Raw genomic sequence first — 19,315 nt, forward strand, 5'->3', positions numbered from 1 at the left:
TAGCAGTATTAACAGATTATTAGGAAATATACAAACCGGATGAAATAAATTTAAAATAAACTTTCGGCATTGACAGATTTTAAAATATTCATGTACAATATTTATGAATGACATTCAGTCATTTTTATATAACAGGATGTAGTTTGCTTGGAAATGGAACAAATATAACGGTAAATGAGGATGATAGTTGTTTATATATAGTAGTGATAAAGGAGTATATTTTTTTAAAACAAAAATGACTGATAGTCAGTCATAAGAGGTGAGAGGTATGAAAAATAGAGCTTGGTTATATGTCATATTAACATGTATCTTTGAAATTTTTTGGGTGTTTGGTTTTAATACGGCCGATACTTGGTGGCATTGGATTATTATTTTAGGAGTTATCGCTGTTGATTTTCACTTCTTTTCTAAAGCGTGTGAGCATCTTGCGACAGGGACTGTGTATGCCATTTTCGCCGGAGCTGGTACGGTAGGTACTTTCTTAATGGACGTATTCCTTTTCGGCGGGAGTTTCAGTGTAGGGAAATTATTCTTTATCGTGATGGTTGTAGCTGGCGTTATCGGTTTAAAGCTAGCTGATAATAAGGAAGAAACTGTGGAAGGAGCTGCTTAAAGATGGGTTGGTTTTTCGTATTTTGTGCTGCAATTAGTGAAATAGTCGGTGTGATCGGTCTTAAAATGTATAGTAAAGATAAAACGTTAGCAAATGGGGCACTTTATATAGGCGGGTTTGCTACATCCTTTGCATTCTTGTATACATCTTTCTTATTCTTACAAGTCAGTGTCGCGTATGCGGTTTGGATTGGTATTGGAACAGCAGGTGCCGTTTTATTAAACATGTTCCTGTTTGGTGAGTCAAAAAGTAAAGCGCGTATCATTAGTGTGGCTCTTATTGTATGCGGAGTGACAGGATTAAAGGCTCTTTCGTAAAGATATATTGTATCTCCTAACAAGTTGTTAGGAGATTTTTGTTATAAAAAGTGCACGATAATTGACAGTACAGCTAGTTATTTTATAAAATGAGTGACAGTCATTCAATACGCGTTTGAAAGGGTTTAGATGATGAATAAAAAAGAGAAAATTGTCTATGCAGCTATTGAAGTGTTTCAGGAAAAGGGCGTTGAAAAAACGAAGATTTCTGATATCGTGAAATTGGCTGGCATTGCACAAGGAACTTTCTATTTATATTTTCCTTCTAAGTTATCTGTTATGCCTGCAATAGCAGAAGTGATGGTTGAGAAGATGATCCTTGCAGTGAAAGAAAAAGTGCAAAATGATGCGCCTTTCTCAAGTAAAGTTACGCAAGTAATAGATGCGGTGTTTCACTTCATAGCTGAGTATCGTGAAATACAAGCTTTAATGTATGCAGGTCTTGCATCTACGGAACATATAAAAGAATGGGAAGCTGTGTATGAGCCTCTTTATATGTGGCTAAGTGAATTTTTAAATGAGGCGAAAGAAGCTGGTGAAATTCGTGATTCGGTTCACGCAGAGCGAACAGCGAAATTATTTATCGCTCTTGTTGAATCAGCAGCGGAACAAGTTTATTTATATGATCATAAAGATGAAGAGCAAGTCGAGCTACAAAAGGCAGAAGTACTAGATTTTTTAACACATGCACTACATATAAAGAAATAGTGAGATGAACCTGTCTGAAAAGGTAGGTTCATTTTTGAGGAAAACTGAATGATAGTCATTCACCTAATGCTTATGTATGTGTGGAAGGATAGTGTGCAATTCTAATGAGTGGAGGCATCTCTACTCATGATTAGCCCACAAATAGTAGGATAAAGAAAAAGCTTCTTGGGCATTATTTTTTTTGAGAGGAGCTTACGGGAAGAGGTGTTAAAAAGTGAAGAAACCGATAAAAGAACAAAAGATGGTATTGGTCATTCTTTTGAGTAATATATTTATCGCTTTTTTAGGGATTGGATTAATCATTCCGGTTATGCCGTCCTTTATGAATGACATGAGTTTAACAGGGAAGACGATGGGGTATCTCGTTGCAGTGTTTGCAATGGCTCAGCTTATAGCTTCACCTATTACAGGCCGGTGGGTCGATCTTTACGGTAGGAAGAAAATGATCATCATTGGATTATTTATTTTTGGTGTTTCAGAACTTCTTTTTGGATTAGGAAAAGATGTGTGGATGCTTTATGCAGCACGGGTCTTAGGCGGAATTAGTGCCGCGTTTATTATGCCTGGTGTTACGGCATATGTTGCGGATATTACATCTATGCAGGAACGTCCAAAGGCGATGGGATATTTATCTGCGGCGATTAGTACCGGGTTTATTATAGGGCCTGGAATTGGCGGATTTATTGCAGAATACGGTATACGTGTACCGTTTTTCGTTGCAGCAGCAATTGCTTTTATAGCATGTGTAATTTCTATCTTTATTTTAAAAGAGCCGTTAACGAAAGAAGAGCTTGCAGAGATTTCTTCTAATACGAAAGAATCAAGTTTTATTGGTGATTTAAAGAAATCATTACATCCAATGTATGCAATTGCATTTATTATCGTATTTGTACTCGCATTCGGATTATCAGCGTATGAAACTGTGTTTAGTCTGTTCTCTGATCATAAGTTTGGATTCACACCGAAAGATATTGCGGCGATTATTACAATTAGTTCAATCTTTGGGGTAGTTGTGCAAGTATTTATGTTTGGCAAATTGGTCGACATGTTCGGTGAAAAAGTGTTAATTCAAATCTGTTTAATTGTAGGTGCAGTATTAGCGTTTGTTTCAACTGTAGTCTTTAATTATTGGATTGTACTTCTCGTTACTTGCTTCATTTTCCTTGCATTTGATTTACTACGTCCAGCTTTAACGACGTTCTTATCAAAAGCAGCTGGAAAAGAGCAAGGATTCGTTGCTGGTATGAACTCGACTTATACGAGTTTAGGAAATATCGCAGGACCAGCGATGGGCGGAATATTATTTGATATGAATATTCATTATCCATATGCTTTCTCAGGAGTTGTTTTAATAGTTGGTCTCGCTATTACATTTATGTGGAGAGAGAAACAGCTAGCTGAAAGTTTTGCGAAGTAATGAGAATAAAGAGTTATTGGAAAGCCCCTTTTTGTAAGGGGCTTTTTGCATGTGAATGCGGGACTCCTTTTTTATATAATTTTTAAAATGGATCAACTTCAGCTAAATTTGGAGTAGTTCTAAGCTTTAGTAAAAGATTTTTTAAAGTTCCTACTTCAGAAAGAGCTACTAATATGTAGCCGCTAATCAGTACGATAAGCCCGATAACGCGTAACGTTTGTAAGCTCACTTCACGAGTATTTGTTTCTGTAGGATTTGGGGGCGTTGAAGGTGGAGTGTTATTCATAATTAAGGCTCCCATCTTTTGTATTTATCCCGCGTTAACGGACAGTAAAACTCCCACTTCAAAATTCAGTTGGAGCAAAGCAGTTAGGTGGGAGATCAACTGTCCGTAAACGTCCGATTGGTTCAACTAATAATCAGTGGGGGATGAACAAAACCCCACTGATTACATCCTTTCATATAAATAAAAGGGGATTAATCAAAGTAACTATCCTAATATGCGCAACGATTCTTCAATAAACGCTGGGATATCCTCCGGTTGTCTACTTGTTACTAGCTGATTTTGGCATACGACAACCTCTTTGTCATGAAAATGTCCACCAGCATTTTTTAAGTCAACCTCAATGGATTTATAGCCAGTCACATCGCGTCCTTCAAGTGTTTGTGCAGTGATGAGTAATTGGGGTCCGTGACAAATAGCAAAAACAGGTTTTTTCGCATCCATACATGCTTTGCTAAATCGAACAAAACGTTCATCTGCACGAAGTATATCTGGGGAAAATCCGCCTGGTATGAAGAGGGCATCAAAGTCCTCTGAAGAAACATCATCGATACCTTTATCGATTACGACTTCACTATTTCCTTGTTTACCGTGTACTGTTTTACCTTTTTCTGCTTCAATAGTTGTTAATTCATATCCTTTTTGATGAAAAGCTTCCACTGGCTCTGTGTATTCTGTATCCTCGAAATAATCCGTTATTAAAATAGCAATTTTTTTACTCATTGCAATCAGCTCCTTATATTGTATTATCGATTTCAGAATTGTCCTTGAGCAATGTCTTTTATAAAGTGAAACTTTAATTCATATTTTTCCATTCCCTTCAGTTCCTTTGCCCTGTTAATTTAATACATACCCTTTTTATTAGGACGTAAACATGTATTATCATTTTTGTATGTAAAAATCATAGAATAGCGGTTGTTGCGGTAATTCTTGTTTGAGGAAGAAAAATAAACAAGCCAAGGAGATAATTTATTTTCTCCTTGGCTTTTAAGATACTTCTTTTCGTTAAAACGAAGAAACGCGTTGCTTCGTTTTTGGTACAATAATAAATTTGATCCAGATTAACCCGATAATCATAATGATAAGGCTATGTAAAAATTGACCTGTAGCAATGAGTATAACAGTTGAAAATACAACGAGTTGAATACTTAGCAATATGAAAATTAAGTTAAGAAATTCCTTCATTTTTTCTTCGGTATGAATCGGATATAATGCTGCAATAATATTTCCCGAAAAATATTTCCACAGGGAACGCATTTGCATAGAAATCATATATAGGACGATATATGCGATAGCGCCTTTTACGTATATGTTTGGTATAAAATATAAGGCGAAGGCACCGATCAATCCTAAGCGAATATATATACCGAAATAATCATTTCCGCGTAAAAATGCTAGTGTATGTAAGTAGAAGAAAGTTGCTCGCTTTTTATGTAATAAAGGTTCAATCCAATTTGTAAGCCATTTTCTTTTATTTACTTGCTTATTTAGTTGCGGCACATCGGTGAAGATGCTAGCAAATTGATAAAAACGAACGTTCATTTTTTCTTCTTGTTCAATTATGTAATCCCACGGTATTCGTTTTGTTGGCTGCTTTTTCGTATATAGAAGCAGGAAAGCAAGTAGTAAGAGTAATCCGCCTAATATGAGAACATTTGCTGAGTAAAACAGCATGTAAATAATTAGTGCGTTACAAGTAATCCGAATAATGAACCATATGTTTTTTTCGTGACTATCACGCCATATCCAATGTATGTACATGTTCCAAGCTTTCGTAATCATTAAAACGAGAAAGATTGTACATAAGAAAGGGACCGTTAATTGTAATGACTGCAATGCAAGTGGAACGAGAATAAGGAACGTAAATAATAATGGGAAAAGCTGAATGATGTAATTATATAGAAGAGATTTTTTGAAATAAGATGTTAGTTTCTCTTCTAGTGCGAGTAAATAGACAGCATCAGGTTTCTGAATAAATGTACGGATAGGGCATCTCGTTATAATCGCTGTTAGGACGATTGTAATAAGTAATAAAGATAGTCCTTTAGAAGGAGCTGTCTTAAGAAACTTTGCGTAATAATAAGCACCTATACAGACAACGAAGATAAAGCTATATAGTAAACCGTTAATCATACGTGCAAAGTATGTAATGATATTTTGAATATGTTGTTGGAAGCGACTGCTCCATAGCGATTCGATTGACATGTTTTTCACCTCTTTGTTCTATTATATATGTTTTATAAAAGAAAAAACGAGCAAATTGCGTTACGCAACTTGCTCGTTTTTCTTTTCGTTATTTTTTTTCTGATCACGATTCATTAATGGATAGAAGGCAAAGCCGATTACGAATAAACCAATTCCGAGAAGGAACGTTTTTATATCGGATGCACCTGTTTTAATAACCCATAGTGCGTAACAAAGTGCGATTACTGCGACTATGCCATCTGTAATTCTTGCTCGTATTTCATTTTTATATGTTTCACCAGTTGCGACTAGTTTTAACTGGAAGATTGGTGAAACGAGATATGGAATGAGGTAGGCTAGTGTTGATACGGTAATAACGAATGTATAAGCTTCCGCAATCGTTCCTGATAATGTTGAGAATAAGAACACTTGCGACATAATGTTTGTTAATCGTAATGAGTAAATTGGACTTCCTTTTTTGTTCGTTTTTGTGAAGAAGGAAGGGAAGAAACCTTCTTTTGCTGCTTGATACGGTACTTCCGAGCTTAATAAAATCCAACCTAAGATAGAACCGAATAGGGAAGTAAGAGCAAGTAATGCCATCAGTTTCCCGCCGCCATGACCCATTGCAGCGTTTAATGCGTCTGCTAATGGACGTTCCGAAGCTTGTAATTTATCAACGTGAAGGACACCCATTGTTAAAATTGTAATTCCTAAGTAAATCGCAACTGTAATAAGTAATCCAGCTACCGTTGCGCGTTTTACTGTTTTGGGAGAGGTAGCACGGTTTGATAAAAGTACTGCTGATTCAATTCCGATAAATGCCCAAAGCGTTGTAAGAGCCGCTAAATTTACTTGTGAAAGAAGGCCGTGTGATACGCCTGATTTATCGATCATCGGTGTGTACCATTGTCCAAACTTAGAAGCTTCGAATGCAAATAACGTAACGACGATGAATAAAAGGAATCCAGTTACTTTCGTTGTTGTTGCTAAGAAGTTTAGCTTTCCAGCTCCGCTTACACCGTTTGTTAATATAATATGAGTTCCCCAAAGTAAGATAGAACAAATCGTAAATGTAATGAGTTTTCCAACTTCTATATCGAACGAGCCGATTGAAAATAGTAGTCGTGTATCTTTCATAATTGGGAAGAAGAGTGATAAATATCCCGCGAAAGATGTAATGATGGCAACGTTACTTGCCCAGTTTGCAACCCAATATCCCCATACCATACTGAAACCAGCCATTTTTTTCTTTTTTGGTGATGAGAATAAAGCATATGCATGACTTTGTGGTCCTGTCGTTAAATCAGGACGACGAATTGCTAAATTACCGAAAACAAGAGCTAGCATTAAAACACCAAACCCTGTTGTTAACCAAGCTAAAGTGACACCGAGAGGGCTTGCTGTTTGTGCCAACGTACTTGGCACCATGAAAATCCCAGCGCCAACCATGTTACCGACAACGAAAGCTGTTAGTACCCAAAAGCCCCATTTTTTTTGTTGCATAGAAAATACCTCCAAAGTTAGTATAACCAAGTCAAGCGAGGAGATATGTATGTCTTCTTAGTAGAGAAGAGAAGTCCCAAACAAAACAAAAAAAGCACGTAATTTGCCGCTACATGCTTTCTATCTTATAAGAAACCCACGACATACCTCTCGATAGCTCTCCACAAACGAAACGTTTGTGACAGTTCTGCACTTATTAAATGCAGACCCAGCAAGTGTGCATGGTGGACACGACTTACTTCGGCAATCATTCCTTTCTCATTCCTTCATCAATGCCACTACATCTCCTGAAATGATACTCTTAATGACTGCAACCTCTACCTCACCGAGATACGAATGAGGATTTAAATATTAAATTAACGTCTTTAAGAGTAACAAATGAATTTTTATACGTCAATGGATATAGTAATAATCAGATTATAGAGAAGAGTTTGTTATTAGGAATGAATAATTATTTGATATAAAAAGAAGCTGATCTAAAACTAGATCAGCTTCTACATATAAGATTAAACTAAGTTTAATACAGTTACTTTTTCACGTGTCATAGACTCAAGGCTCTTACGAATACCTTGTGCGCCCATACCTGAACCTTTTACACCGATGAATGGGAAGTGGTCAGGGCCGCGCTCTGTGCGTCCGTTAATTTGAACAGAACCAGTTTCGATTTTGTTAGCAATTGCAAATGCTTTGTTAATGTCTTTTGTGAAGACACTTGCTTGCAAGCCGAACTCTGATTTGTTAGCAATTTCAATTGCTTGCTCATCTGAAGAAACACGGATGATTGGAAGGATTGGGCCGAATGGCTCTTCCCAAGCAACTTTCATTTCTTCTGTTACGTGGTCGATTAATGTTGGGTAAATTAAGTTACGCTCACGTTTGTTACCGATAACGATTGTTGCACCTTTTTCTACAGCGTCGTCAACTAAACCTTGAACGAAGTCAGCAGACTTGTCGTCGATTAATGGAACGATTGTGCTGTCTTGTTCTGGAGATCCAACTGATAGTTCAGCTACTTGCGCTTTTAATAAGCTAACAAGCTCGTCTGCTACGTTTTCGTGTACAAGTACACGTTTAATAGCTGTACAACGTTGACCAGAGTAAGAGAATGCACCGCTTACGATATGGTTTGCAGCATCTTGTAAGTCAGCATCTTCACGAACGATACCAGGGTCTTTACCACCAAGTTCTAATACAAGTGGAATCATTGCAGCTTTTTTCGCTAAATGTTTACCTGTGTTTGTACCACCTGTGAACGATACCATATTGATGCCTTCGTGTTCTACTAAGTAGTCACCAATTACAGAACCGCGTCCTGTCGCTACGTTTACAAGTCCTTTTGGAAGGCCAGCTTTATGAAGTGCTTCAACCATTTTAATACCACTAATTGCACCTTGAGTTGCTGGTTTGAAAATAACAGCGTTACCCATAATTAATGCTGGTGCAAGTTTTGCAGCAGATAAGTTTACTGGGTAGTTAAACGGTGCGATTGCTAATACAACACCAAGTGGTGCGCGTTGGATGATCGCAAGTTTAGATTTCGTTCCGCCAGGGAAGCTATCGCCCATCATGCTTTCTCCGTGCATATGAAGAGCTTCTTCGATTGTGTAACGAATGAAGTCAGCTGTACGAACAACTTCTTTCTTCGCATCTTTATATCCTTTACCGACTTCTTTCATAATGATATCGGCAATTTCATCTTGCATATTTACGAGCTCATCAGCCCATTTATATAAATATTTTGCGCGATCTTGTAGAGAAGCTTCTGCCCATGATTTTTGAGCTTCTTTTGCAGATGCAATTGCTTCATCTACTTCTCCGCGAGTAATTGCTTGTACTTGTCCAATTACTTCGTGTAAGTATGGAGATGGAATTTCGATTGTTTCTCCTGAAGAGCTTTCTCTCCATTCTCCGTCTAAATAAAATTTGTACGTATTGCTAGTTGTCATGATTAGTCCTCCTAAAATAGCAACTTGTAAGAGTGAGTATAAGGTGATTGTAGGGTGTTTGATAACATTTTTCAAATGAAATGTTTGTGAAAACGATTTCTTATTCTTTTTTTATTTTGTATGCCCTTTCTTACAGAAGATTCCCTTATTTCAAAATGATGTAGCGTATATTTTTATTCTATAGCTAAAAAAACAATTGACAGAATACTCAATAAAGTTGTAAGATTATAAATGGAAAATAAATGAAGGGGGTGTGCGTAATGATTGTAATCGTAAATGTAATGGGCTTAGTTCTGTTAAATGGCAGAAAACATTCATATCATTACGCAACCCGTACGGATATATAGGGCATCTTTGTCTTATAAAAGCGTACGTTGCGTATATCGTAACGTACGCTTTTATGCATTTCTGTGCATATCGTCAAGCGGCGGTATGCTTTTTTTTGTTTTCCATGTTACTATATAAAACTTTGGAAGGTGGAAAAATGTGATGAGATTGTATGGATTACGAAATGTAAATGTGATGGGTCTGGATAGTGGGTAAAGAAATGGGAGTGAAACGAGAACGAGAAGGGAGAGGTTACATTGTTATCAGTATTACTAAAGTTAAAATGGTTTTTTAAAGAACATTGGAAGAGATATAGTATCGCTATTGGAGCTCTTTTAATTGTAAATATAGTTGAAGTCATTCCCCCGAAAGTGCTAGGGGTTACGATTGATAACATAAAAACAGGAACGTTATCGAATGAAGCAATTATGCAATCTATTCTTATTTTAATTGGGGTTACGATCGTTGGATACGGTCTTACTTTCGTTTGGCAACATCAATTGTTTGGCGGTGCATTCGTACTGGAGAAAACGATGCGCTCTAAATTTATGGGGCATTTACTTAAAATGACACCGACGTTTTATCAAAAAAATCGTACTGGCGATTTAATGGCGAGAGCGACAAATGACTTAAAAGCAATTGCTATGACAGCTGGTTTCGGTATATTAACGCTCGTGGATTCGAGTTTATATATGCTTACAATCGTTTGTATGATGGGATTTACAATTAGTTGGGAGCTTACATTTGCGGCACTTATACCGCTTCCGATTATGGCGTATGCGATGAATATATATGGAAAGAAATTGCATGAAAGATTTACAGTTGCGCAAGATGCGTTCGGTGATATGAACGATAAAGTATTAGAATCGATCGCTGGTGTGCGCGTTATTCGTGCATACGTACAAGAGAACGCAGATCAAGAAAGATTTCATCATTTAGGAGATGACGTCTACGAAAAAAATATGAAGGTAGCGAGAATCGATGCATTATTCCAGCCAACTGTGAAAATGCTTGTTGGCCTTAGTTATTTAATTGGTTTAGTGTATGGCGCATATCTTGTATTTCAATCAAAGGTAACACTTGGTGAACTCGTTTCTTTTAATGTGTATTTAGGGATGATGATTTGGCCGATGTTTGCAATTGGCGAATTAATCAATGTTATGCAAAGAGGAAATGCTTCGTTAGACCGTGTGAATGAAACGTTAGCGTATGAACCAGATGTAAAAGATCCAAAAAATCCAAAGCTTGTACAAGAGCCGGATTATATTCAGTTTGATGACGTTACCTTTTCATATCCTTCATCAACTGAAACAAATTTAAAGAAGGTTTCGTTTACATTAAAACAAGGAGAAACGCTAGGGGTTGTCGGGAAAACAGGAAGCGGAAAAACGACGCTTGTACGTCAGCTTCTGCGTCAATATCCGCTTGGTGATGGGGATATTGCGGTCTCTGATGTGACGTTAGATAAAATAACAAATGAAAATGTACTCGGATGGATTGGGTATGTACCTCAGGAACATATTTTGTTCTCAAAAACAGCGAGGGAAAATATTTTATTCGGGAACCGAGAAGCGACTGAAGAAGAACTCGAGAAAGCGATTGAAATTGCGGCGTTTACAAAGGATTTAGAGTTTTTACCAGAAGGGTTAGAAACGCTCGTTGGAGAGAAGGGTGTTTCTTTATCAGGAGGGCAAAAACAAAGGATTTCAATTGCGCGAGCTGTGATTCAAAATCCAGAAATTTTAATTTTGGACGATTCTTTATCAGCTGTTGATGCTCGTACGGAAGCAGCGATCATTGAAAATATAAGAACAGAAAGAAGCGGAAAGACGACGATTATTACGACGCATCGTTTATCGGCCGTACAACATGCGGATTGGATTCTCGTTATGGATGAAGGCAAAGTTATGGAAGAAGGTACGCATGATCAGCTTATCCGAAGCGGGGGCTGGTATGCTGAGCAGTTTGAAAGGCAACAAGGGGAAAGTGAAAGTGCGGATAATGGGGTGAAAATATGAGCGTTTCAAAACGATTGTTTCAATATGCGATGAAAGTGAAAGGGGCAATTTTTGCAGCGATGCTAATGTTATTTATTTTCGTCATCGCAGAGCTTGCTGGCCCTTTCGTCGCGAAAACGATGATTGACGATCATATCGTCGGGATAGAGAAACCTTGGTATGAAACAGAAAAGAGTGAAGAGGCTGTTTCGTATAATGGCGCCTTTTATAAGCGAAGTGATCGCTTCCAGGAAGGTGAGAAAAAAGGAAAAGAAGTACGCGTGATGCAAGTCGGTTTTCAATATTACTTTGTACCAAATAAAGTGAATGCTGAAGGGTCACGTACTGTAAAAGATGATATGATTACCGTCCAAAATGGTAAGGCAGTGCAAGTGTATAAAGCGAAAGCATTAACGAAAGAAGAAGTGTTTGCATTTTATAAACCAGAAATAAACCCCCTATTATTACTTGGTGGTGGTTATTTCGCTTTATTAGTAGTTGTCTCATTATTTGCATACGGAAAGCAATTTTTCTTACAGAAGGCAGCGAACAAAATTATTCAAATTATGAGGGAGGATGTCTTTTCTCATATTCAAACGTTGCCGATTCGTTATTTCGATCATTTACCAGCAGGGAAAATTGTATCGCGTGTAACGAATGATACGGAAGCCATTCGTGATTTATACGTAACGGTACTGGCGACATTCGTTTCTAGTATCATTTATATTATCGGGATATTCGCCGCGCTATTTTTACTCGATGTAAAATTGGCGACGTTATGTTTACTTATCATCCCGATTTTAATTGTGTGGGCGATTCTTTATAGAAAGTATGCGTCTGTATACAATCATAAAATGCGCTCACGTTTATCGGATATTAACGGAACAGTGAATGAATCTATTCAAGGGATGCCAATCATTCAAGCGTTTCGTCAAGAGCGTGAAACGAAAAAAGAGTTTGAGGAATTAAATGGCGATTATTTTAAGTATCAAAATAAAATTTTGAATTTAAATGCAGCAACTTCTCATAATTTAGTGTCTGTATTAAGAAATATCGCTTTTACAGGTGTGATTTGGTATTTCGGTGGCGCTTCATTAAGTGCTTCAGGCGTCATTTCTCTAGGGATACTGTATGCGTTCGTTGATTATTTAACGAGATTGTTCTCTCCGATTACAAATATGGTAAATCAGCTTGCTAACTTAGAACAATCGCGTGTTGCATCAGAACGTGTTTTTGAATTGTTAGAGGAAAAAGGGGAAGTAGTAGAAGAGGAACGTATGCCTCGTTTACAAGGAAATGTGAAATTTGATAATGTGTCATTTTCTTATAATGGAAAAGATGAAGTGTTAAAAAATATTTCTTTTGAAGCGAAACAAGGCGAGACAGTAGCACTTGTCGGTCATACTGGATCAGGAAAAAGTTCGATTATGAATGTACTCTTCCAGTTTTATGAGTTTGAAAAAGGAAAGCTTACGATTGACGGTCATGATGTAAAAGAGATGCCGAAACAAGCAACTCGTGAACATATGGGAATTGTATTGCAAGATCCGTTTTTATTTAGCGGGACGGTGGCATCCAATGTTAGCTTAGAGAACGAAAAAATTTCAAAAGAGCGCATCGTAAAAGCATTACGTGATGTTGGTGCTGAACGGTTTGCGAACAATATAGATGAAGAAATTACGGAGAAAGGAAGTACACTTTCAACCGGAGAACGTCAGCTTATATCGTTTGCTAGGGCGCTCGCTTTTGACCCAGCCATTTTAATTTTAGATGAGGCAACGTCTAGTATCGATACAGAAACAGAGGCGATGATCCAACAGGCGCTAGAAGTTGTGAAAAAAGGAAGAACGACATTTATTATCGCTCACCGTCTTTCAACAATTAAAAGCGCAGATCAAATTATTGTGCTTGATAGAGGAACGATTTTAGAAAAAGGCTCTCATGATGAGCTAATGAAAAAGCGCGGGCGTTATTACGATATGTATAAAACGCAAATGGAAGGTAATCAGAGCGCTTAATAGGTACGGGGGAGAACTTGTGATTTTCGCAAGTTCTTTTTTATTGGTGAACACATCGATTCTTCAGAGAATCACGACAGTTAAATAAGAAGTATTGTTTTACCTTTTTCTTTATAAATGCTATATTAAAAAATGTTACTTATTTTTTGTATGTAGCGTTTTTTCCCCTTTTGTTTGATTATGAAGAAAAAGGATAAACTAAATAAGAACATTTTCATTGAAAAATTGTTCAAGATTGCATACAATCAATATAGTTTTTAAATTCCTATCAGAATACTTGGAGGATTACCATTATGAAAAAATTATTTTCAGTACTTGCAGTAACTACATTAGCGATCGGAATTGTAGCGGGCTGCGGTAAAGAAGAGAAAAAAGATACAGCTAGTCAAGATGCGTTACAAAAGATAAAACAAAGTGGTGAACTTGTAATTGGAACAGAAGGTACATATCCACCGTTCACATTCCACGATTCAAGCAATAAATTAACTGGATTTGACGTTGAATTAGCAGAAGAAGTTTCAAAACGTTTAGGGGTAAAACCTGTATTTAAAGAAACACAATGGGACAGCTTACTTGCTGGTCTAGATGCAAAACGTTTCGACATGGTTGCAAACGAAGTTGGTATTCGTGAAGATCGTCAAAAGAAATATGACTTCTCTAGCCCATACGTTTCATCTTCAGCGGTATTAGTTATTGCGAAGGATAAAGATAAACCGGCTACATTTACTGATGTAAAAGGATTAAAAGCAGCACAATCTTTAACAAGTAACTATGCAGATATTGCTAAGAAAAATGGCGCAGAAATTACGAATGTAGAAGGCTTTAGCCAAGCCGCAGAATTATTAAATACTGGACGCGTTGATTTCACAATTAATGATAAATTATCAGTGTTAAACTACTTAGAAACGAAAAAAGATGCAAAAATTAAAATTGTAGATACAGAAAAAGAAGCGTCACAAAGTGGATTCTTATTCCGTAAAGGTAGCGACAAGCTAGTACAAGAAGTAAATAAAGCGTTAGAAGATATGAAAAAAGATGGTACGTACGATAAAATAGCGAAAAAATGGTTCGGTGAAAATGTATCTAAGTAGTGCGTTGGTTTCAGATCGATTGTCTACTTGGATAGATATTATGCAGTCTTCCTTCATGCCTATGCTGAAGGAAGCTGTGTTTACGACAATTCCATTAACGCTTATTACATTTATTATCGGGATTATACTTGCGACGTTAACGGCGCTCGCACGTATTTCAGGTAGTCGTATTTTACAATGGATTGCTCGTATCTATGTATCTATCATTCGCGGAACGCCACTTCTTGTACAGTTATTTATTATTTTCTATGGTCTTCCAACTCTTAATATTGAAGTTGAGCCATATACAGCAGCAGTTATTGGATTTTCATTAAATGTTGGTGCGTATGCATCTGAAATTATTCGTGCTTCTATCCTTTCAATCCCGAAAGGACAGTGGGAAGCAGCTTACACAATTGGGATGACATATCCGCAAGCGTTAAAACGTGTTATTTTACCGCAGGCAACGCGCGTATCTATCCCGCCGCTTTCGAATACATTTATTAGTTTAGTGAAGGATACTTCATTAGCATCGTTAATTTTAGTAACAGAAATGTTCCGAAAAGCGCAGGAAATTGCGGCAATGAATTACGAGTTTTTAATTGTTTATTTCGAAGCAGGTCTAATTTATTGGGCAATTTGCTTCTTATTATCTATTGTGCAACAAATATTAGAAAAACGTTCAGAACGTTACACTCTAAAATAACCCTTTCATAAAAGGAGTTTTTGTTTTTATGATTTCAATTCAACATTTACAAAAAAGTTTCGGAGATAATACCGTATTAAAGCATATAGATTTATCAGTTGAGAAGGGGGAAGTTGTTGTTATTATCGGCCCATCTGGATCTGGTAAAACGACATTCTTACGTTGTCTCAACGTATTAGAAACACCGAATGCTGGTAATATTCGTATCGGTAATAAAGAGCTCGACTTCTCAAAAAAAGTATCGAAGAAAGATATTGTCAATCTTCGTACACAAACAGGTATGGTATTCCAGCACCATAATCTATTTCCGCATTTAACAGCACTTCAAAATGTAATGGAAGGGCTCGTTACAGTGAAAAAGATGGGGAAAGAAGAAGCGAAGAAAAAAGCAAACTATTTCCTTGAAAAAGTTGGTCTTGCGGATAAAGTAGACTTATATCCGTTCCAATTATCAGGCGGACAACAACAGCGCGTTGGAATTGCTCGCGCGCTTGCGATGGAGCCGGAAGTGTTACTATTTGATGAGCCAACGTCAGCGCTTGATCCTGAACTCGTTCAAGAAGTTCTGAAAGTAATGAAAGAACTTGCTAAGGAAGGCATGACGATGGTGATTGTAACGCACGAAATGCGCTTTGCACATCAAATTGCGAACCGCGTTATTTTCATGGATGGCGGTGTCGTTGTCGAACAAGGTACACCAGAAGATGTATTTACCAATCCAAAAGAAGAACGAACGAAGAAGTTTTTACAAATGTTGCAATAAATGAAGGAAGGTCTCAAGGTATATGCCTTGAGACCTTTTTGCCATATATATTTATTTTTGGAATCCGCCAAGGCTTTGCTCAGCCATTGCAACTAGACGTTTTGTAATTTCTCCACCAACTGAACCGTTAGCGCGAGCCGTAGAATCTGCTCCTAATTGTACACCAAATTCTTGAGCGATTTCGTACTTCATTTGATCGATTGCAGCTGTTGCACCTGGTACTACTAATTGATTGTAAGAACTTTGGTTTGCCATAGGAATATATCCTCCTTAGAGTTATAAAAATTTTTTTGGTTGGACTAGCTGGATTTGAACCAGATTATCGCCCCGTTGGCGCTAATCCATCGGTAATTAAGTTTGTACTCATAGTATGGATGTTACCTAGAAAGATATACGAAATAATAATTTGTAAATTTTGTAAAAAAATATTAGTGATTTCGTAAATTATGAAATAAGAGTAATCGTTGTATTTTTTAGAAAGAAGGCTAAACTAAGAGCGATTTGAAATATGCTTTTCTTTTTGTATCCCGCTAATCGGGGGCAAATCATTAACTTGTTATTTATGACTTATTACAATTAAATCTGTAGCAACTTCATAGCCGGTTCTACGTGTGACTAGATGCTTTTAAACGAAAACGTATGGAGGAATCATGATGGGAATTTGCCCGCTTTGTAACGCATTAGAATCACAAACATATTCTTGTCAAAATTGCCAAGGTATACTCCAAGATTATGGGAAAACTGTAGATTACATAGACGATTATAGTGCGTATATGGATCAAGAATTATTAAGCGTAGTAGATGGTTTAACACATAGTAATTCACAAGAGTACTGCAATCATGTTTTTTATTGCGGGATGTGTAATGTGGAAACAGAGGTTGTAGTGAAACTTGTGTAAATAGAAAACTTCCACCTTATGAATGAGGTGGAAGTTTTTGTTTTCGTATTTGTGAATGAATCATAGGGGAAGGGATATGCTCGGTGTTTGAGGAAGCATCTGATTTTATTTGAGACATTTTTTCTTTTGCATCGCGCAAAGAATGTTCAGTTAAGTAGATGGCATATTCGTAAAATAATTGGCGCGTCAGTTCACTTTGTTCTTTTAACTTTTCATCTTGGAATACAGTCCGCCCAGGTTTAGAGTTTGCTTCAAAGAGCCACGGGTTTTCCTGCGTGTCTAAACCGATATCAAAGCCGATTTCTCCGATATTTCCGGTTACTTGTTCATCGAGCGCGTAACTGATTTGTAAGGCTGTATGTTTTAATTTATTTTCAATTTGAACTTGTTTCGTTGAATCTGGAAAAAGTTCTTGCAGTAATTTTGTATTCCCGCCGCTATTTACATGCGTTGTTAAGCTACCTTTGCCAGCAATTTTTGCGACGATTGCACTGACCATCCATTGACCGAAATGATTTTTATTTGTATGAATACGGAAATCAACAGGTTGCCCGTCGAAGCGAAGTAAGGAAATACCTTGTTGTACGATAAATTTTTTTAAATCATGTCCTTTTAACACATGATTTAAAAGCGTTTCTAATGATTGGTACTTTCTTAGTTTATTTTCTTCATTTTCGCGATAACGACAGTAGTAGCAATTCTCTGCTTGAGAATAAAATAGTTGATGAATATTTCTCCCGAAGCTACCGTGTATCGGTTTCATGTAAATCGATTTATACGTTCCGAGAAATCGTTCAACTTGTTCGAAGTGCTGAAATGTTTCTGTGTTTGGTAAGAATGGCATAATGGATTCATCTTTCACAAGAAGTTGATGCACTTCCCATTTATTAAAAAAACCTGGATTAAACCATGGAATAGCATAGTTATGCTCTAATTTTCTTTTTGCTCTTACGATTGGTTTATAATTTTCAGCTTTCCGATTTGGTAATCGGTCATAAATGACATTCGGAAAAGGTACTTTTTTCTTAATCCATTGCCCTTCTTGAAAGAAATATCCTTCAATTGTTTCATCTTCCCAGTCTATATGTTCCACACCAAAAACGAATACAAACGGTCTCAAAGTGAATGGCGGCGTTAGTAACTCGCCAAGAGAAGTTGAACGGCGTCCTAAAGGATTAGAAGAGTCATCGTTAAAACCAGTTGTAAAAATCCCGATTAATGGTCCGAAAATAATGGTTTCATTTTGCGTGAATGCATGGATAGTAGTGGAATGAGGAAGTAAAAGTTTCTCTGCGATTTGTTTTCCGATAATGATTTCGCGAGTAAAGGAATAATGAATTTTTACCTCTTCACTTGCAACATGGCGTACGCCGAAGGAAAGGGATGTAATGGGTGGTGTAATGGAAAAAATATAAGGTAAAGTAATACTATTTGGATGCTCATCTGAAATATTTAACGTATATATATGCTCTTTCAAAATGAAATTGCCTCCTTTCATTATGGTGTAAAGCGACTAAATGTTAGCGGTCCGTGATATATTTTCTCGGCTAATGAATCACTATGACGAATGTAATGTTCGTACGGGGGAATCGTGTTGACATACATAAGCCAAATGGCCCCTTTTTGATCCATAATGGTGGAAAGCTCTAGCTCGAATAACGAAGAATAAGATTGATCTAATGTTTGAAACACTTCATTTATAATGTCATGTAAAGCATCTTGTAATAATTGTACCCCAGTACTAGATAGTACGTATTTAATTTTTGAAAATGAATGCAGCGAGGAATCATCTGTTGCGGAAAGTAAAAGTTGATTCGGAAATGAGCTTTTTTGTATAAATTGACCGATAACGTTCCACTGCTGTTCTTTATTCTTTTGCAAAATGGTCCGAATATGGAGTGGGTATGTTAATTGATTTGGTGGCTGCAGCATTGTATGGGTGATGTAACGTGCTGATCGTATGTTACGTTTGTACCAAGATATAAATTCATCTGTCCGTTTGATTGAAGTAGAAGTATGATATGCGTCACTTATCATATCGATATGAAACGTTTTATTTTTGTAAGCGATCCGGTACAGATTTTCAGTAGAATATGTATGAGTAGGACGTATAATAATATCTTTTGTTTTTAATAACAGCTTGAAAACGTTTTGTATCGTTGCTGTTTCAAATTTTGGTATATAAGGAGATAATTTTTTATTCGTGAGAAATAAATCGTGTAGTTCGCTTAAGTCAATGAGTGTGTTATTTAAAAAGGTAGTGGTAGGGCGGTTGTGTAATGAGTGAATAATTGTCTTTGCTTTTTCGAAGTCTGTTTCTTCGTTAAAAGAAGAACGATCGTATATATAAGAAGGAATAGGGAATATATGCTCTTTCCATTTTCCTGTATCAGTATCATAAATCAGACCAGAAATAAGATCTGTTTTAGGATCAATACCAAATGGCGTAAACTGGGCAACGACATTATGATAAAGCCGAGCTCGTTTAGCGATTTCGGTGTAATACGTTTGCTCATAATGAGGCTGAGAAGTTAAAATACCGAGAACCAACGAAATCACTC

At 36.9% G+C, this 19,315-nt stretch carries 18 protein-coding genes and 1 riboswitch; of the genes, 10 read left to right on the forward strand and 8 right to left on the reverse strand.

Going from position 1 to position 19,315, the window contains the following annotated elements; genetic code table 11:
• The first annotated feature begins 268 nt into the window (after positions 1 to 268).
• The 4 genes from ACTFOB_RS07340 to ACTFOB_RS07355 all read left to right on the forward strand — a co-directional run bounded on the left by ACTFOB_RS07340 (position 269) and on the right by ACTFOB_RS07355 (position 3,055).
• Positions 269 to 613 (forward strand): DMT family transporter, encoded by a 345-nt coding sequence (locus ACTFOB_RS07340; protein ID WP_440028469.1) that lies wholly within the window; start codon positions 269 to 271, stop codon positions 611 to 613.
• Positions 614 to 615: 2 nt separating this feature from the next.
• Positions 616 to 930, forward strand: a complete 315-nt coding sequence (locus ACTFOB_RS07345) for a DMT family transporter (RefSeq protein WP_000539674.1) — start codon at positions 616 to 618, stop codon at positions 928 to 930.
• Between the two features lie 129 nt (positions 931 to 1,059).
• Positions 1,060 to 1,638, forward strand: a complete 579-nt coding sequence (locus tag ACTFOB_RS07350; protein ID WP_002070619.1) for a TetR family transcriptional regulator — start codon at positions 1,060 to 1,062, stop codon at positions 1,636 to 1,638.
• 214 nt (positions 1,639 to 1,852) lie between these two features.
• Positions 1,853 to 3,055, forward strand: a complete 1,203-nt coding sequence (locus tag ACTFOB_RS07355) for an MFS transporter (protein WP_151631543.1) — start codon at positions 1,853 to 1,855, stop codon at positions 3,053 to 3,055.
• A gap of 82 nt (positions 3,056 to 3,137) precedes the next feature.
• Here ACTFOB_RS07355 and ACTFOB_RS07360 read toward each other — a convergent pair whose 3' ends face one another.
• The 5 genes from ACTFOB_RS07360 to gapN all read right to left on the reverse strand — a co-directional run bounded on the left by ACTFOB_RS07360 (position 3,138) and on the right by gapN (position 8,974).
• A complete protein-coding gene (locus ACTFOB_RS07360; protein WP_440028474.1) occupies positions 3,138 to 3,341 on the reverse strand; it encodes a hypothetical protein in 204 nt (67 codons plus the stop codon).
• 204 nt (positions 3,342 to 3,545) lie between these two features.
• Entirely contained in the window at positions 3,546 to 4,061 is a 516-nt protein-coding gene (locus ACTFOB_RS07365; RefSeq protein WP_151631541.1) for a type 1 glutamine amidotransferase domain-containing protein, read from the reverse strand.
• Between the two features lie 282 nt (positions 4,062 to 4,343).
• Positions 4,344 to 5,543 carry an ABC transporter permease gene (locus ACTFOB_RS07370; protein WP_440028476.1) on the reverse strand — a complete coding sequence of 400 codons (1,200 nt, stop codon included), beginning with the start codon at positions 5,541 to 5,543 and terminating at the stop codon, positions 4,344 to 4,346.
• A 60-nt stretch (positions 5,544 to 5,603) separates the two neighbouring features.
• Entirely contained in the window at positions 5,604 to 7,028 is a 1,425-nt protein-coding gene (locus tag ACTFOB_RS07375; RefSeq protein WP_440028478.1) for an amino acid permease, read from the reverse strand.
• A gap of 146 nt (positions 7,029 to 7,174) precedes the next feature.
• Positions 7,175 to 7,356, reverse strand: a riboswitch (Lysine riboswitch).
• 178 nt (positions 7,357 to 7,534) lie between these two features.
• Positions 7,535 to 8,974: an NADP-dependent glyceraldehyde-3-phosphate dehydrogenase gene (gene gapN, locus ACTFOB_RS07380; RefSeq protein WP_087985762.1), complete on the reverse strand. Its 1,440-nt coding sequence runs from the start codon at positions 8,972 to 8,974 to the stop codon at positions 7,535 to 7,537.
• Between the two features lie 584 nt (positions 8,975 to 9,558).
• Here gapN and ACTFOB_RS07385 point away from each other — a divergent pair.
• The 5 genes from ACTFOB_RS07385 to ACTFOB_RS07405 all read left to right on the forward strand — a co-directional run bounded on the left by ACTFOB_RS07385 (position 9,559) and on the right by ACTFOB_RS07405 (position 15,855).
• Entirely contained in the window at positions 9,559 to 11,319 is a 1,761-nt protein-coding gene (locus ACTFOB_RS07385) for an ABC transporter ATP-binding protein (protein ID WP_440028481.1), read from the forward strand.
• Positions 11,316 to 13,316 carry an ABC transporter ATP-binding protein gene (locus tag ACTFOB_RS07390; RefSeq protein ID WP_440028484.1) on the forward strand — a complete coding sequence of 667 codons (2,001 nt, stop codon included), beginning with the start codon at positions 11,316 to 11,318 and terminating at the stop codon, positions 13,314 to 13,316. The genes ACTFOB_RS07385 and ACTFOB_RS07390 overlap by 4 nt, the downstream gene beginning before the upstream one ends.
• A gap of 293 nt (positions 13,317 to 13,609) precedes the next feature.
• Positions 13,610 to 14,407: an amino acid ABC transporter substrate-binding protein gene (locus tag ACTFOB_RS07395; protein WP_151631536.1), complete on the forward strand. Its 798-nt coding sequence runs from the start codon at positions 13,610 to 13,612 to the stop codon at positions 14,405 to 14,407.
• Entirely contained in the window at positions 14,394 to 15,092 is a 699-nt protein-coding gene (locus tag ACTFOB_RS07400; RefSeq protein ID WP_033657688.1) for an amino acid ABC transporter permease, read from the forward strand. The genes ACTFOB_RS07395 and ACTFOB_RS07400 overlap by 14 nt, the downstream gene beginning before the upstream one ends.
• Before the next feature lie 28 nt (positions 15,093 to 15,120).
• On the forward strand, positions 15,121 to 15,855 hold the full coding sequence (locus tag ACTFOB_RS07405) for an amino acid ABC transporter ATP-binding protein (protein WP_440028488.1): 735 nt from the start codon (positions 15,121 to 15,123) through the stop codon (positions 15,853 to 15,855).
• A 51-nt stretch (positions 15,856 to 15,906) separates the two neighbouring features.
• Here ACTFOB_RS07405 and sasP read toward each other — a convergent pair whose 3' ends face one another.
• Positions 15,907 to 16,110, reverse strand: a complete 204-nt coding sequence (sasP, locus tag ACTFOB_RS07410) for a small acid-soluble spore protein, SasP family (RefSeq protein ID WP_000013349.1) — start codon at positions 16,108 to 16,110, stop codon at positions 15,907 to 15,909.
• A gap of 398 nt (positions 16,111 to 16,508) precedes the next feature.
• Between sasP and ACTFOB_RS07415 the strand changes: the two genes are divergently transcribed.
• Positions 16,509 to 16,754, forward strand: coding sequence for a hypothetical protein (locus ACTFOB_RS07415; RefSeq protein ID WP_151631788.1), 246 nt, complete (start codon positions 16,509 to 16,511; stop codon positions 16,752 to 16,754).
• 16 nt (positions 16,755 to 16,770) lie between these two features.
• Here ACTFOB_RS07415 and ACTFOB_RS07420 read toward each other — a convergent pair whose 3' ends face one another.
• On the reverse strand, positions 16,771 to 18,231 hold the full coding sequence (locus ACTFOB_RS07420) for a YheC/YheD family endospore coat-associated protein (RefSeq protein WP_440028492.1): 1,461 nt from the start codon (positions 18,229 to 18,231) through the stop codon (positions 16,771 to 16,773).
• A 20-nt stretch (positions 18,232 to 18,251) separates the two neighbouring features.
• Positions 18,252 to 19,304, reverse strand: a complete 1,053-nt coding sequence (locus ACTFOB_RS07425) for a YheC/YheD family protein (RefSeq protein ID WP_440028494.1) — start codon at positions 19,302 to 19,304, stop codon at positions 18,252 to 18,254.
• Between the last annotated feature and the right edge of the window lie 11 nt (positions 19,305 to 19,315).

Source organism: Bacillus cereus group sp. MYBK79-1 (genome assembly GCF_051915365.1).
GTDB lineage: Bacteria > Bacillota > Bacilli > Bacillales > Bacillaceae_G > Bacillus_A.

Excerpts from the sequence above, each read along its gene's own strand:
- ACTFOB_RS07345 (WP_000539674.1), top strand. The coding sequence starts at position 616 with ATGGGTTGGTTTTTCGTATTTTGTGCTGCAATTAGTGAAATAGTCGGT.
- ACTFOB_RS07375 (WP_440028478.1), bottom strand. The coding sequence starts at position 7,028 with ATGCAACAAAAAAAATGGGGCTTTTGGGTACTAACAGCTTTCGTTGTC.
- ACTFOB_RS07405 (WP_440028488.1), top strand. The coding sequence starts at position 15,121 with ATGATTTCAATTCAACATTTACAAAAAAGTTTCGGAGATAATACCGTA.
- ACTFOB_RS07365 (WP_151631541.1), bottom strand. The coding sequence starts at position 4,061 with ATGAGTAAAAAAATTGCTATTTTAATAACGGATTATTTCGAGGATACA.
- ACTFOB_RS07370 (WP_440028476.1), bottom strand. The coding sequence starts at position 5,543 with ATGTCAATCGAATCGCTATGGAGCAGTCGCTTCCAACAACATATTCAA.
- ACTFOB_RS07350 (WP_002070619.1), top strand. The coding sequence starts at position 1,060 with ATGATGAATAAAAAAGAGAAAATTGTCTATGCAGCTATTGAAGTGTTT.
- ACTFOB_RS07415 (WP_151631788.1), top strand. The coding sequence starts at position 16,509 with ATGGGAATTTGCCCGCTTTGTAACGCATTAGAATCACAAACATATTCT.
- sasP (WP_000013349.1), bottom strand. The coding sequence starts at position 16,110 with ATGGCAAACCAAAGTTCTTACAATCAATTAGTAGTACCAGGTGCAACA.
- gapN (WP_087985762.1), bottom strand. The coding sequence starts at position 8,974 with ATGACAACTAGCAATACGTACAAATTTTATTTAGACGGAGAATGGAGA.
- ACTFOB_RS07390 (WP_440028484.1), top strand. The coding sequence starts at position 11,316 with ATGAGCGTTTCAAAACGATTGTTTCAATATGCGATGAAAGTGAAAGGG.
- ACTFOB_RS07395 (WP_151631536.1), top strand. The coding sequence starts at position 13,610 with ATGAAAAAATTATTTTCAGTACTTGCAGTAACTACATTAGCGATCGGA.
- ACTFOB_RS07340 (WP_440028469.1), top strand. The coding sequence starts at position 269 with ATGAAAAATAGAGCTTGGTTATATGTCATATTAACATGTATCTTTGAA.
- ACTFOB_RS07400 (WP_033657688.1), top strand. The coding sequence starts at position 14,394 with ATGTATCTAAGTAGTGCGTTGGTTTCAGATCGATTGTCTACTTGGATA.
- ACTFOB_RS07360 (WP_440028474.1), bottom strand. The coding sequence starts at position 3,341 with ATGAATAACACTCCACCTTCAACGCCCCCAAATCCTACAGAAACAAAT.